Genomic DNA, 15,019 nt, shown 5'->3' with positions numbered 1-15,019 from the left:
TAAGGAATATCTACACGCAACAACGTTAGCTGAAAAGGATAGCATTCATATTAAGCTCTACGCATTAGAAGTAGAGTGTCATTTGAGTATGCATACTGACATGACCGACATATTATGTCAACCGCCATTAGTCGCAGCCATTCAAAATCCTGTCAGCCTAGTTATCTAGCACAGTAGCATCACTCTCCTTGCACAATATCAGAACTACCGCCCCAAAAGGTTGGGGGTAATATGACAGTATTGACCAACAACCCTTAGAAAAGTTTTGAACAATAAAGGCAATCAGACACCAAGGCTCTAACACTATTAAATGAGCACTCATGGTATTTTCCGGCGACTATGGTCAATAGCAGACAAAAGCAAGATTCCCCACATTAAACAGTTTGCCACAAAGATACGAGCAACTAAGTTTCCAACGGATGGTATGTAGCCTGCTCGGGGTTTACCATGCCCACTTTTAATGTAGGGTCTTTACCATTTGATGATGCAGCTTCTACCTTTAAAACAGTTTTTGAGAATATAACGCGTCTTCACAAATCAGACGCCTGCACTCAAAACCTCTGTTTAGTTATAAAAGCAAAGGTAATTACCCAAACTAGAAGAGTTAATGTGAATGGTAAACGGATAGAGATAAATTTGTTTTTTTTATTCACTTTAAATATTGGCTGAGCATATTATCTAAAACCATTATTAGCAATGTCTGCCAGCATCAAGTGAACTCAAATGTCTTCATAAAATCAATGTTTTTAGCCAGCAAATAAAGTTTTTCTTTTATAAGTATTAAATATATAACTGCTCTTTGAGTGCACCAACATGATGAGTAATACCTACAATAGCACCAACAATGTATGATTTTAGACTGATATACACATACCTAAGGCATTGTGCGTGGTGTATTCGATTCGTAATTTTAACCTATATTATTACCAGCACAGCCTATGCAGGTGTCTACAAATGGGTGGATGATCAAGGAAATATCCATTTTTCGGACTCCCATCCTGAAGCATCAAGTGCTGATCAGGGCTTTGAGACAGTAAAACCTAATAAACCACACTCAAGATTACCACAAGTCAAAGTTGCTTATCCAAAAGCTTATAATAAAAATATTCCAGCCTCACCATTGGTGGTTACGCCATTAAAAGCAGAACTACCCGATGCCCAATATGGTGAAATTTCTGTTGGCACTCAATGGGCAGGGTATCAGTGTGATAAAAAAGTAGGGAAGCTCGTCTGGAAAGTTGGTAACACCTATTTAGCTGATGAATCAGCATTAAAAATGATTCAAAACACACTTATCAAAAATAATTATAAAGTCACAGAAAACCTTGAAACACGTTTTATTTTAATAAGCAAACTAAAAAAAATTATCGTTGACACATGTGATAATTATGATGAAGGCACTTCAAAAAGTGATGTTTATCTCAAAATAGAATGGTCAGTTTTTGATTCTTTGTATAGAAAAAAGCAAGTCTCTATAGATACTGATGGTGCAAGCTATGCCTCTTCATATGGCAATACAAATCAAAACACCTCTCAAGCTATTCTTTCTGCAATCCAAGTTTCCTTTGACAACTTTCTCTCAGATCAACGCGTAGCAGACTCTGTTGCGATTAATATCAAATTACTGGACACTCCCAATAAATTCGAACTAATTAAAATACCTTTGCGTTACCCAGAAGAACAACTCACATTTAAACAACGCAGTGCCATCATAAAAAAAACTGCAGCTACTATACGCAATGTTTCTGGACATGGCAGTGGTGTGCTTATCAGCTCACAAGGACATATTTTAACCAATGCACATGTAATTTCTGAAGGAAACCAGTTTTTGGTTTTCTTAAATAACGAAGAGTATGTTGCTCAACTATTAAGAAAAGATGTGAAGCGAGATGTAGCATTATTACAAACCACAACAGCTCCTGATATACAAGCAACCGTTATTAGCCAAACGCTACCTGATGTGGGAGATACAATTTATGTAGTTGGCTCTCCCCTCTCAGAGTCACTTAAGTATACCGTAACCAGTGGTATCATATCCGCTCAACGAGAGCGTAAAGGACTTAGTTACTATCAAACAGATACTGTTATTCATCCAGGAAACTCTGGTGGGCCAGTTTACAACAAACAAGGTGAGCTAATTGCGATTAGCGTTTCTGGACTTATCAGTGCTGCAGGTACATCAATGGGAATAAATTACCTTATCCCCGTTAATGATGCACTGGCAACCTTAGGTATTATTCAAGGAACTGCACCAGAAAAAACAGCTACACAAACAACTAACGAAGAAGGTCAAGCGAAATCAGCATTTGGTTTTAAAACAACCCACATAACTAAACAAAAAAGCACCTTATCAACCGGTAGCTTCTCCCAAAAACCCTCAGAACCTGCGACCTCAACAAGTACAGCTAGCTCAGCAAATAATCTTAGAACCAATGAAGATAAAGCATTTGACCTTTACCAAAGTGCACTGAATGCTAAAGCAAATAGAGAGTTTCAACGTGCAATCCACTTGTTGCAGCAAGCTTTAGATGCTGCAACAATTAAACAAAAGCAGGTTATTTTCGATGAACTCCATATCGATACACCTTATGCTTATGCTCAATACCTCATCCAACAGCGAGATATAGACGAAGTAAATACCATCATCAACAGAATGAAACAGTACGTCTCTCAAACAAGAAATCGTATAGGTAACTTAAAAAAAATTGAGCAATTAGAAACCACTTTACAGCACTTAAGTTCAGCTGAGCAAGCAAATATAAAAGCAAGCTTAGCCCCTGTAAAACTTTATTTAATTGAAGCCTATCTAGCAACGGGTCTCGCACCTCAAACCTTGCAAGAAATGAGGACTTTTTTTGTGAATAATTTACCTAGTGACATGACCTCAAAATTCAAAGTTTCAAACTATGAGCGCCAAGGTAGATCTATTCGTATTATTTTTGAAGATTATTCAGAAAATAAAACAACACTTAGATTTACGCTTCCTTCCCACCAATGAAGCTCACTTAACAGACTAGCCCCACTAAAAATCCTTCACTATGAGTATAGACAGTTCATTCCCATAAAAAAGCTGCAGAAAAAATTCCCTCTTCTTTTGCTCTTTTAGTTCATTTAATTTCAACTCTCTCCTCAAAAGTACCTTACTAAAGAAAAGAGCACATACTGATGAACACAGATATTGATTATGCTAATAGAACTCATTCCACGTGTATTGATACAACATTTAAGACAACACCAATTTTAACCCTTGTAAACTGCACATCTTATCTACCACTTCACATGTCATTACGACATATTTTATTACCACAAGGTATGGCTTTGGCTAAAACACCTCGCTTGGTTGTCCCAAGTGGAGAAACAATTGAAACTTATATCGTTTCCAACAACGAATCCAAGGTTCAGTTTTCCTTAAGTCATGTTGTATATGACTATCCAACTGGCCACAAAACCATTGTTTTTATAAGTTACGAGTGGCAACCCACATCAGGTGAACGACTTGATGTTCAGTATGATATATGGAAAGGCACAAGCCGAATTGTCACAGAGAAAAGACGTGTACAAAAAAATTATGTAGTCGATATGTATAATGACAATTATAACTTACGTGTATTGACGATTATGTCTGTAGACCAGATTGCTGTCACCCTTGCGCCATGGGATAAAAGCTGGAGATGAAATATCATGTATAAAAAAAGAGCAGATTTCTGCTCTTTTTTTAGGGTAGTGCTGCAAGAGTATGACTACATTATTAACCGGCTTCCTATTAAGCCGCTGGCTGTTTTGCAATGGGAATTGGATACTTAGTGACGTCTGAGCGTGCAACTAAAGCTAGCCCTTCCCTAAAGTGCTCTGTACTTTGTTGATGATCACCTAGGTGTGCTAGTAACCTACCCAACTCATTATACACTTCAGGTGTCTTACGAACTTTTAATGTGGATTCAAAGTAACTTCTTGCTTTACCCCACATTTCACTACGTAAGCATAAACGACCCAATGCCAGCATTATCTCAGGATTATCTGGATAACTTGCCAATAGCTGATCACACAGTGCCAACTGTTTTTTAACATCTTTTCCCGCCGTTAAGCCATAAAGCTTAATAAGTCGATCATCATAATTTCGACCAAGCGCCTCGCGCACGACTTTTTCAGCAACAACATGAGCATTTAGTTTTAATAAACAGCGTATATAGACTTCAACCACTGATACTTCGTGTTTTGCTTGGCGAGGTAAACTATCCCACACCGCTTGAATAGCTGAAGCCCTATCTTCATCCTTGTCCTCAACTTTGCTACGCTGACATGCCTGTTCGAGTTGCGCTTTCCAGGTGCGTTGCTGTAAGTCCTTTAACTCATCATCCGAAATTACTTTCCGACGTTCTAATACAGGCAACAGCTCAGCCAGTTGATCCCAGTCATTAAGACGAATGCACACTTGTTTTAAAAGCTTTAAAACATATTTATGCCGAGGGACTTTACGACGTAACTCTTGCAAGGTTGCCAAGGCCTGCTCAAATTGCCCGGCAGATAATTGAAGTTGTGCTTGAGCAATACCTACACCTACTTTAGCACCAGATACACTTTTATCTGCTTTTCGTAAATAGTCACTGACACTCTCACTATCGCCAGCTTCAAAAGCCGCTCGCGCTGCCGCCAGATAGTTAATTAGAGGGGCTTCACCTTGCTCTGCTGACTTTGACAGTAACCGTTGCGCCTGATCCCACTGTCCATTTATAAGGCAGTTTAATCCTCTCACCGACTGACGCTTAGCACGTTGCTGGCGACTTGATGAGGTGATTGGTACAACCCAGCCTGTAGTGCTCAACAATAAACTTATTAGCCAACGTAAAGCTTTATAGCCAAAAAAACCAATGCCCATAAATACAAACAACATCCACAGGGTGCTTTCAAAGACCATTCCATCCCAGGCAATACGGACATAGCCCTGATCTTGATTCATCCCGGTAATGATTGCGGCAATAGACAGCAATAATAATAAAAAATAAAAGAATATTTTCATTTTACTCCGCCCTTAATTTTGTGTCCGTTGTACTTCAGACATTAAGGCGTTGCGACTGCCGGCCTCAGTAGAAGTGTCACTCTCTGATTTATTTTTGGGTAGTTTACCCTCATGAAAACGGTGCAAATTATCAATATAGGCTTTAATTGCTTTAAGGGAGCCAGAAATATCAGGCATTTTTTGCGCAAGCTTAACGTTCTGTAATTCAGCAAGTTGTCCTAACATAGATTCAGCATCGCGACTGGAAAGCGAAAAGTAATTTTTTACCCAAAGCTCTGCTTTACTCAAGCTATTCCAATATATTTCTTGTTTTCCTTGTAACAAGGCAAGTTGCGCCTGCTCCAACATTAAACGTAAATTATGGCGTAAATAAAGTTCTTCATTAGGTGTTAATAGTAATTCTACTGGTTTGTCACGATCGGTGGAGAAACGAAAATACTGTGTAAATCCATCCCATAATCCTGCAATATGGTTTTGAGCATACTCAAAAAAGCCATCATCCACTTTTTCCTCATCGCTAGTTGTAACTTGAGTAGGCTTCTCTGGTTCATAGCCTGCAGGTGGTATCAACGGAAGCTTATTAATTGCGCCTTCTAATGCCGACAATTGCAAATAGAGTCCTTCAAGATCAATGCTGGGAATCGCACGAACAGCCACTAAATCTTTGGCTAGCGCTTCACGAACAGGATAAAGCGAGTAATTATCCAAACCTGCCAGTATTTTATCCGCGCTCACTAAAATCGCTTCTACGCCCTGTGCATCCTTTTCTGTTAGTAACCGTTGATTGGCAAGACGCAACATATACTCCACTTCAGCTAACTGCCAGTCATCACGGCTTGTGCCTTGCATTTGATTAAACTGCTGACGTAAGTTACTTAAACTTTCTGATAAATCATTTGCTTGGTTACGGACTGATTGTGTTTGTTGCTGTTGCTTACTTACCAACTGTTGTATCTGCTGCTGTGATTGCTGGTTAGCACGCTTCATTTGCTGAAGCTCTCCTCCCAACTTATTATCCAACTGCTCAACCGCTGCAGATGTTGTCAGCTCTGGATTAAACTTTGTGCCTTCATGCTTAAAGTAATAGCCCACATCATAATCAATGTAAGCGATTGCTCCTACCAACCCCAAAGTGATTACACTGGTTGTTAAGGCAATAATGCTAACGAGATTACGCTTTTTGGGCATTTGCCCTGCAATAGCTTGCTCAGCAGGAGGCGTTTTTTGGGCCATGGAATGTTGGCTATCAGGTGCTGGTTGGGATGCTTGCAGATTTGTACTTTGCTCCTCTTGCGGTGGCTGCTGATCAGCCTTTTTTGGATTTACTGTATTCGCCTGTTCATTGACATCATGCTTTCCTTTTGCATCTGGACTCGATGCCTCATTTGGCGTGTTATTTCCATCTTTCTTCGTTGTCATGAGCAAATTACCAAACTTTACATTCAAAAAAGCTGCTGAACAGGGTCAACAGATTCAATAGTACATTAATATTTCACAACTTGATGTGGACATATTTTAACTCAGGAAAACTACACTCGCTGTGAAAGGCTGACCAAGCCTATCAGCAATCTATTCACTTGCTGATTTTTATTTGTATGACACTTTATACATACTTACCGATACTAATACTGATACCTAACTTATGACTGGGCCACCAGAGACAGCCTCACAACGCCAAAGATTCTAACGTACCAAAAAAAACAGGATTAGGTTTTAAGAATATATCGCTGTATGCATTTCAAAATAGCTTGGTCACTCGCCCCCTCAGCTACAAAAATATCAGCCCATTGTTGATTTTGTTGGAGCAATGCCACACGTTCACTAGGCACAATAAGTTGCAGGTTGGCAGCCATCGTACCGTCAATATACTCTAATAAGTTACTAGCGATTTCTCCACTTGTGGCAATTATTGTTGTGACACCTTGGTCTTTAATGAGCTGTTCAACATCTTGAGCATGATACGCTGGCTCAATACGCTCATAAACACAACACACTGTCACATCCGCCCCTCTTGACTCAAGCGTTTGCTGAATCAATGAACGACCTCCTTTGCCTTTAATAAGCAACACTCGTTGCTGTTGTATTGCTTGTAGTGATGGCAAAACCAACAATGCTTCACTATCAACACCCTGGTCTGATAAAGCACTGTCAATCGACAACTGTTGCATAACAGACGCCGTTGCTTGACCAATCGCAAACCACATTAAGCCTGCCGGCCACTGCGGCCAATATTGTTCAGCCTGATACAGTCCAATTTGAGCAGCCGCAGTACTGGTTACAATCACTTTATCGAACTGTGCTAAATTCTGCCAAATGGCACGAAGTGGTGCTGATTCTGGTAATGGCTGAATGGCAATCATAGGTAACGCCAGTGCACGCAGCCCAGCCAATGCCAAGCTTTGGACCAATTGACTGGCCTGAGGTTCGGGACGAGTCACTAAAAATACTGGTGTAATCATCATTTCATCGGTGATGTGTTATCTTCCTGATTGATTGAAAGCTTATTTTATGACCAATGGATTCGTCCAATTCTCTAATAGTTTCTGCAAAATATCACCCGCCCCTTGTTGTATTAACTCTTTTGCCACCGTTTCACCTAATACTTTAGCCTGGCTGATATCACCTTCAATTTCACTCATATACACCTTACTGGCATCAGGCTCAGCAACAATTGCCGTTAAGCTCAGCTTGCCCTCCTGTAACGTTGCATAAGCGCCAATTGGAACCTGACAACCTCCTTTCAAATAAGTAACTACAGCACGCTCTGCTGTCACACAGGCAGCCGTTTCAGTGTCATGTAAGACACTTAGCGCCTTTTTAAGCTCGGTATCAGCTGTACGACACTCAATACCTAAGGCTCCTTGGCCTGCGGCAGGAATCATGAAGTCCGGAGAAAAATAGTCCGTAATGCGCGCTTCCAACTCGAGTCTTTTCAGTCCCGCAGCGGCAAGGATGATGGCATCATATTCACCCGCATCCAGTTTGCCTAGACGCGTATTGACATTTCCACGCAAAAAATTAATCGTTAAATCAGGTCGGTGTTTTAACAGCTGGCATTGCCTTCGTAAGCTGGAGGTTCCAACGATAGCCCCTTGTGGAAGCTCATCTAAACAACTGGCACTATGGCTGACAAAAGCATCACGGGGATCTTCGCGCAACCCAATAACTGGTAGACATAACCCTTCTGGAAACTCCATAGGCACATCTTTCATGGAATGTACTGCAATATCTGCAGCACCAGAAAGCAGCGCTTTTTCTAACTCTTTAACAAAGAGTCCTTTACCCCCTATTTTTGCTAAAGGCGCATCAAGCAGTTTATCCCCTTGGCTCATCATCGCGACAAGCTCAACCTGTACGTCAGGATAAGCACATTCAAGTTGTTGCTTAACATGGTTTGCTTGCCAAAGAGCAAGTGCACTTTTACGGGTGGCAATTCGAATGGTTTTCACGTCAACACTTCCGGTTAAGGGCTATTCACACCGATAGTGTAACAATTTGCGGCAATACAAACAGCCCAGATAACTCTGGGCTGCTCAACAAACATAGACAGAAAAAGAAGTACTATAAAGACTTTAGTAGCCGACGCATCTCTGCAACATGCCGGCGACTCACTTGAAGAGGTTTGATCACATCTCGTAAATGAATCTCATAAGAACCTTGATCATTACGTGTCATACTTTCTATCGCTCGACGCGCCACCAAGGCATTGCGATGAATTCTAACAAACGCATCAGCAAATTCAGTTTCTAGTTCTTTTAGTGTTTCATCAATAAGTACCTCACCTTTGGCATGGTTTACTGTCACGTATTTATTATCGGCCTGAAAAAAACGAACATCGTTCAATGGAATAAGTTCAATGCCTTTATATGTTCGTGCACTGATATGCGTTCTTTTTTTCAGCTCATTTTCGGACAGTCGATCATTTAACGCAGCTAGCTGGGAGCGATTGGTGCGTTGTGCATTTTGAAGTGCTTTACATAGCGCCTCCTGCTTAACAGGCTTCAATAAGTAACCTACAGCCTGAACATGAAACGCTTCTAAAGCATATTGATCATATGCAGTACAAAAAATGATAGCAGGGGGACAGTCCATTTCACACAGAACCATAGCTGCTTCTAAACCATCCATCATCGGCATACGAATATCTAATAAAACAACATCAGGTTTACGCTGATGAGCAATTGCAATCGCCTCTGCCCCAGTTCGCGCTTCTTCTTCAAGGACGCAAAACCCCTCAATCCCCTCTGTCATACGGCGCAAACGGTCACGGGCTAAAGGCTCATCATCAGCAATCAACACTTTGATCATTACTGCTCACTCTCCCCGGCCAGCCTCAACTCCTGGCTGGCATGGATATTTTAACTCCGTCACAAACATATTGTCGGACTTGCTGGCAGACAGCTGGGCTTGATACCCGTATAGGGCTTGTAAACGGGCCTGAATATTAGCCAACGCTAAACGATTACCTTTTCCCGGCTGTTGTTGATAATACATAGCTAACGGGTTAACAACACGCAAGATAAGTAGATCATTTAAATATTCTAACGTGACTTCTATCACACCTCCATCCGGAATTGGTTGAATTCCATGCAGCACCGCATTCTCTAAAATGGGCTGAATAGTCAATAACGGAATCGGTAAATCCATTGGCACACCCTTCATATGCCAGTTCACAGTTAAGCGCTCCCCAAACCGGTGCTGTTCAATACGAATATATTGCTGACAAACTTCGACTTCCCGCTGCAAAGTGACTTCTAAAGTCACATCATCCAGTGTAGCCCGTAGTAACCCTGCCAGATCCTCAACAGCTTGCTCAGCTTTATCAGGATTGATAACTATCAGGCTAGCAATACTATTGAGACTGTTAAACAAAAAATGTGGATGAATACGCGATTGCAAAGCTTGTAAGCGCGCTTGTAGCTCTGCCTGTTGTTGATAGTATAGTTGCTGGTGAACATAAAAATAGCGCAAGAATAAACTGGCTAAAATAACAGCCAGTAACACATACTTACCCAGCTTGGTAATATCAATACCTTGCCAAAAAGGCTGAAACCCTCTTGGTAAATAGAGCGCCCATTCTGCAGCAAGCGCAAAAGTAACTGTGACAAAAACCACAATACCATAGCAACATGCTAAGGTGAGCCATAAAGGTTTTTTAGCTAACCAAGAACGCAACCAACAAAGCAATGCAGCACTTACCAACACAATCCACTGAACAAAAAACGAGGCTAGTGCCAGTCGATTCCAGTCAAATGTAGCTTCCTGTGGCAGTGCAAGTACCCAAACAAATACAATCAACTCTGCCAGCAGCACCAATAAAAATACCGCTTTTGTAGTGCACAAGTCAGGCAGAAAAAAGTCATCTTTCAACGTTCCTGGTTGTTCTAAATCAGTGTTATGCGCCATAAAAAATAACTTATTTATTTGAAGAGTATTGGTTATCAAGAGCGGATCATTAGAACGAGTATTCCAATTATCAGCTAAAAAAGATTGCTACATAAATATTTTAATTGTGTATCAAATATACGCTATTATCATTTCTCTATGGTGGAGAGCGCTCAAAACATACGCAGATAAAAGGCCAACTTAATGAGTAACTCAAAAAAAATACAAACCAATCAGCCTTCAACCAATCAACAGTGGGGCGGTCGATTCAGTGAAGCGACTGATGCCTTCGTTGCCTCATTTACGGCCTCTATTCACTTTGACCACCGTCTCTACCGACATGACATTAATGGCTCTATTGCTCATGCTAAAATGCTTACTAAAGTAGGCATCCTGACAGCCGCAGAGAGTGACTCAATTATTACAGGCTTACAAGAAATAGCAGATGAGATAGCCTCAGGTAAAATTGAATGGTCAATTGCGCTTGAAGATATTCATATGAATATTGAAGCACGCCTTACGGATAAAATTGGTATTGCGGGGAAAAAACTTCACACTGGACGCTCGCGAAATGATCAGGTTGCCACAGATATACGACTGTACTTGCGCGATCAAATTAATGCCATTTTATTTGCTATTACTCGTGTTCAACAAGCGCTTACTGAACTGGCTTGCCAAGAAGCAAATACTATCATGCCAGGCTTTACCCATTTACAAACGGCACAACCGGTTACCTTTGGCCACCATTTAATGGCTTGGTATGAAATGTTAGAGCGTGATTATTCACGATTAGAAGACTGTCAACGTCGAATGAACCAGTGTCCCTTAGGTGCTGCTGCACTTGCTGGAACAACCTACCCTATTGACCGTCATTATACGGCACAAGCACTCAACTTCGATCAACCAACTGGCAATTCATTAGACTCTGTAAGTGACCGTGATTTTGCAATCGAGTTTACAGCTGCTGCTAGCATTATCATGATGCATTTATCTCGCATGTCAGAAGAGCTAATTATCTGGACATCAGCACAATTCAATTTTATTGATTTACCTGACCGTTTTTGTACAGGCTCTTCCATCATGCCACAAAAGAAAAACCCTGATGTACCTGAACTTATTCGTGGAAAAACAGGCCGAGTATATGGACACCTTAATGCGCTCTTAACATTAATGAAAGCGCAGCCACTCGCCTATAACAAAGACAATCAAGAAGATAAAGAGCCCCTCTTTGATACTGTGGATACACTACTAGGGTGCCTGAGAGCCTATGGTGATATGATCCCAGCCATTCGTGCAAACAGAGACATTATGTGCGAAGCGGCTCGTAAAGGCTTTGCAACAGCAACAGATTTGGCTGATTACTTAGTCAAAAAAGGCGTCGCCTTCCGTGATGCGCATGAAATTGTGGGGCAATCTGTCGCTTATGCTCTCAAAAAACAGCAAGACCTATCTGAGCTTTCTCTTGAAGAACTACAACAGTTTTCGACGGTCATTACCAGTGATGTTTATAATGTGCTCACCCTTGAAGGTTCGGTCAGTGCACGAAATCATTTTGGTGGTACCGCCCCCTCTCAAGTAATTGAAGCGACAAATCGCGCACAAAACAATCTCTCCAAGCGCTTAGCTACCCTCTCAGAAGTTGAATAACATACGATTATTAGCAATCAAACAAAAAGTAATAAGAATACCCACAGTAATGGGTATTCTTACAACCTTCTGTGTTAAAGAGAAACTTAAATTGTCATCATAGTTTTATCTAAATGCAATATAACACTATACTATCAGTACAATCCTTCTTAGGGAAAAAGTACCCTCAGTGAAGGGTATATCGATGGCAACGCTTCTTTAAAACCAGGAGTAGTACGGTGTGAAACCGGCTCATCACGAAACCCAGATTCATACTTTTTTAAATTTAAGCTCAACACAAATTGACCGCTTTACCTTTTGTTCACAAGAGCAAAGAAAACTCCCAACAGGCTTTTTAGCTATAGAACCTTTTATACAGCAAAAAACTCAAAAAGGTATTCTTCAGTTTTTTTTCCAGATAGATAACCAACGAGCATTCATTTATTGTAGTGATGAGATGGGAGATTTTTATTACTTTCATGTTCCCTACCTGAACCATCACTTATTTCTGAATAAACTACAACGATTTACTCATCACTGGCTGAGTCAAAGAGATGCGGATCTTAAACCTGGAACATCTATACAGGAGCTGCAATTTTGGGAAATAATCACGATTAATAACGATCAGTCTCAGATTACCCCCATTGCCACTAAAAATTTTCACAGTGATTTTAGTAATGAATTTGATATCCACGTTCAAGTTACACTAGATCACACTAAGAATACCAACATAAAAATAACATGTGAAAACAAGGAGTACGATGAAAACCATTTGGGAAAAGTAGTCTTTATTAAAGTTGCACAAGCAATTTTAAACCACCGAGAAATGTCTCTTCCCTACCCCGCTTATATTATTAACCTTGATCTATCGCCATTACAGCATACGGTATTTAAAGGAGTATTTCCCAGTTTTATTGACCATATACAATATAAACTACTCATTGAACAACAACTCAATTCAGCCCTACAAAAAGAAGCCATGCAAATCCCTAACGATATAGAACTACCAGAGTAGTTAGTGCACAAACATTTCCCAATGGGGTCTATTACTAAACCTATTCCTCAAAAACTCCATTTGATCTGCTAGCACGTGGTGATTTGCTAAATATAAAAACTCGTAAATATTAGGCTGAAAAGGCACTGCCAATAATTCCATATCAGCTTCTTCAGGTGTTTTATTCCCCTTACGCATATTACACCGTTTGCAGGCCGTTACGACATTAGTCCAATGATCTTTTCCACCTAAACATCTTGGTTTTACATGATCTCGGGATAAGTCAGTGTAACCAAATTGCTTGCCACAGTACATACACATGAAGTAGTCCCGTCTGAATAAATAAATATTTTTTAAAGGTGGCGCATTACTTTTATCCTGAACTTTACCATCGACAGCCATAATACTTGGTAGATAAATAATTGAACGCTGCCCCGTACGGGATATTCCTCCTCGCATAACAAAAGTTTTTTCACCAATGCTCCATAAAACTTGCTGTTTAACATGTAAGATAACGGCTTCTTCTGTTGTAAGCCACCGCACTGGTTTTCCTGACTTGTCAAGTTTTAGTATTTTATGGGCCGTTTCCATCATGCTACCTTTTATTTCACGAATAAGTACTCCAAAATAAAAAAGCCCAGTGAGACATCTCAACTGGGCCTTGAACTACAGCCAAGAAAAATACTATGCCTGTAAGCATCATACTGTGGCATAACGATTTCTACTTGACTAAACATGTTTAAACCTGCTTTCAAAGTAGCTCCATAGCCAAATATACATTCAGGAATGGAGCTTTACTTTTGAGATACAATATGACTCTGTTATTTTTTACAGTTACTATTGCAACACATATATTACATAAGTATATATTGCTTTTAGCAGATCGTGTATATAGATATTAGAAATATACCAGGCTTTGCCGGTATAAAATTTTTTTATTACAGTTTATTATCAGCAGCCATTTTCATATACTTGTCTGTAAATCGAAGCTTAACGTTTTTCTTATTACCTAACACATCTCCATTGGCAAACTCTATTCCTACAAAGTCAGGAGAGGAAGCATTTGCGCCAAATAACCCTTTATCGAACGAAAACTGTCTGACATGTTCCATCGTTTTCTTCACATCACCACTAGCAGCCAACTCCGAAGCTTCTTTAGCAGTATAAAACATATGTGTTGTTTTTAACTGGGCATTGAACTCAGCTTCAGTCGCCCCTGAGTTACTAGCCATAAATTGGATAGCCTCTTTACCTACTTTATCACGCTTAGACATAATGGCCATTGTTTCATACCAGGCACCCGTTAATGCTTTTTTTAGGCGCTCATCAGCGTCTGTTTTTACGATCATTAAGTCTAGAATTTCACCTGGAATTTTTGAGGAATCATACACCAGGTTTGCACCTTTACTGTTTCTTACTTGTTGTAGAGGTGGATTCCAAGTTACAGTTGCCGCATTTTCATTAGCAATAAAAAGTGAAGCAATATCAGAGTCGGAGGTATTAACCACCTTAACATCTCGCTCTGACATACCATTCATATCCAGCGCTCTTGCGAGTAGATAGTGAGATACAGAGAGTTCAACTAACGTCACCTCACGACCTTTAAGATCTTTAACCGTTTTGCCATTTTTAAGCACAATGCCATCATTGCCATTTGAGTAATCACCAATGATGATAGCCGTTGAATCAATACCACCAACTGCCGGTATAGTTAAGGCATCCATATTCGTCATAGTGCAAGCATCAAACTTACCACCTGTATAAAGATTAATTGATTCTATATAATCATTTACCAGTGTGAGTTTTATTTCAATATCATACTTATCAGCCCACTTTTTTAAAATGCCTTTTTCATCAGCATAGGCCCAAGGTTCCCAACCAGTATAATGAGACCATGCCACATTAAACGTATCTGCCGCTTGTATTAACGTACTTAATAGTGATGCAGTAGCAAATAGAGTTGCCTTTTTTAAAAAACTAATCATTTTTTCTCCTTA

The 15,019-nt window shown here is 40.2% G+C and carries 12 protein-coding genes; 4 read left to right on the top strand and 8 right to left on the bottom strand.

The genetic code is table 11. From position 1 onward, the window contains the following. The first annotated feature begins 844 nt into the window (after window positions 1-844). Together KHS79_RS17965 and KHS79_RS17960 are read left to right on the top strand one after the other, a co-directional pair. Window positions 845-2,998 carry a trypsin-like peptidase domain-containing protein gene (locus KHS79_RS17965; RefSeq protein ID WP_233468488.1) on the top strand — a complete coding sequence of 718 codons (2,154 nt, stop codon included), beginning with the start codon at window positions 845-847 and terminating at the stop codon, window positions 2,996-2,998. Between the two features lie 167 nt (window positions 2,999-3,165). Next, window positions 3,166-3,675 carry a hypothetical protein gene (locus KHS79_RS17960; protein WP_027706642.1) on the top strand — a complete coding sequence of 170 codons (510 nt, stop codon included), beginning with the start codon at window positions 3,166-3,168 and terminating at the stop codon, window positions 3,673-3,675. An 88-nt stretch (window positions 3,676-3,763) separates the two neighbouring features. Here the strand turns inward: KHS79_RS17960 and KHS79_RS17955 are convergent, their stop codons facing one another. The 6 genes from KHS79_RS17955 to KHS79_RS17930 all read right to left on the bottom strand — a co-directional run bounded on the left by KHS79_RS17955 (window position 3,764) and on the right by KHS79_RS17930 (window position 10,423). Continuing rightward, complete coding sequence (locus tag KHS79_RS17955) at window positions 3,764-5,017, bottom strand: heme biosynthesis HemY N-terminal domain-containing protein (RefSeq protein ID WP_212720763.1); 1,254 nt, start codon at window positions 5,015-5,017, stop codon at window positions 3,764-3,766. 12 nt (window positions 5,018-5,029) lie between these two features. After that, window positions 5,030-6,436 carry a uroporphyrinogen-III C-methyltransferase gene (locus KHS79_RS17950; protein ID WP_212720762.1) on the bottom strand — a complete coding sequence of 469 codons (1,407 nt, stop codon included), beginning with the start codon at window positions 6,434-6,436 and terminating at the stop codon, window positions 5,030-5,032. Between the two features lie 287 nt (window positions 6,437-6,723). Next, window positions 6,724-7,455 carry a uroporphyrinogen-III synthase gene (locus KHS79_RS17945; RefSeq protein ID WP_212720759.1) on the bottom strand — a complete coding sequence of 244 codons (732 nt, stop codon included), beginning with the start codon at window positions 7,453-7,455 and terminating at the stop codon, window positions 6,724-6,726. A 63-nt stretch (window positions 7,456-7,518) separates the two neighbouring features. After that, entirely contained in the window at window positions 7,519-8,466 is a 948-nt protein-coding gene (hemC, locus tag KHS79_RS17940) for a hydroxymethylbilane synthase (protein ID WP_212720757.1), read from the bottom strand. Window positions 8,467-8,578: 112 nt separating this feature from the next. Further along, window positions 8,579-9,325 (bottom strand): LytR/AlgR family response regulator transcription factor, encoded by a 747-nt coding sequence (locus KHS79_RS17935; RefSeq protein WP_233468487.1) that lies wholly within the window; start codon window positions 9,323-9,325, stop codon window positions 8,579-8,581. Between the two features lie 6 nt (window positions 9,326-9,331). Beyond that, window positions 9,332-10,423 carry a sensor histidine kinase gene (locus KHS79_RS17930; protein ID WP_027706646.1) on the bottom strand — a complete coding sequence of 364 codons (1,092 nt, stop codon included), beginning with the start codon at window positions 10,421-10,423 and terminating at the stop codon, window positions 9,332-9,334. A 183-nt stretch (window positions 10,424-10,606) separates the two neighbouring features. Between KHS79_RS17930 and argH the strand changes: the two genes are divergently transcribed. Beyond that, window positions 10,607-12,049: an argininosuccinate lyase gene (gene argH / locus KHS79_RS17925; RefSeq protein WP_051310695.1), complete on the top strand. Its 1,443-nt coding sequence runs from the start codon at window positions 10,607-10,609 to the stop codon at window positions 12,047-12,049. A gap of 220 nt (window positions 12,050-12,269) precedes the next feature. Then, window positions 12,270-13,043 (top strand): hypothetical protein, encoded by a 774-nt coding sequence (locus KHS79_RS17920; protein ID WP_212720755.1) that lies wholly within the window; start codon window positions 12,270-12,272, stop codon window positions 13,041-13,043. Here the strand turns inward: KHS79_RS17920 and KHS79_RS17915 are convergent, their stop codons facing one another. Together KHS79_RS17915 and KHS79_RS17910 are read right to left on the bottom strand one after the other, a co-directional pair. Next, window positions 13,044-13,565 carry an HNH endonuclease gene (locus KHS79_RS17915; protein WP_325167630.1) on the bottom strand — a complete coding sequence of 174 codons (522 nt, stop codon included), beginning with the start codon at window positions 13,563-13,565 and terminating at the stop codon, window positions 13,044-13,046. 395 nt (window positions 13,566-13,960) lie between these two features. Next, complete coding sequence (locus KHS79_RS17910; protein ID WP_212720753.1) at window positions 13,961-15,007, bottom strand: putative urea ABC transporter substrate-binding protein; 1,047 nt, start codon at window positions 15,005-15,007, stop codon at window positions 13,961-13,963. Window positions 15,008-15,019: the final 12 nt, after the last annotated feature.

It is taken from the genome of Zooshikella ganghwensis, assembly GCF_018263875.1.
GTDB lineage: Bacteria > Pseudomonadota > Gammaproteobacteria > Pseudomonadales > Zooshikellaceae > Zooshikella > Zooshikella ganghwensis.
The sequence above is the reverse complement of the archived record's forward strand: the minus strand, read 5'-3'. Positions and strand labels throughout refer to the sequence as shown.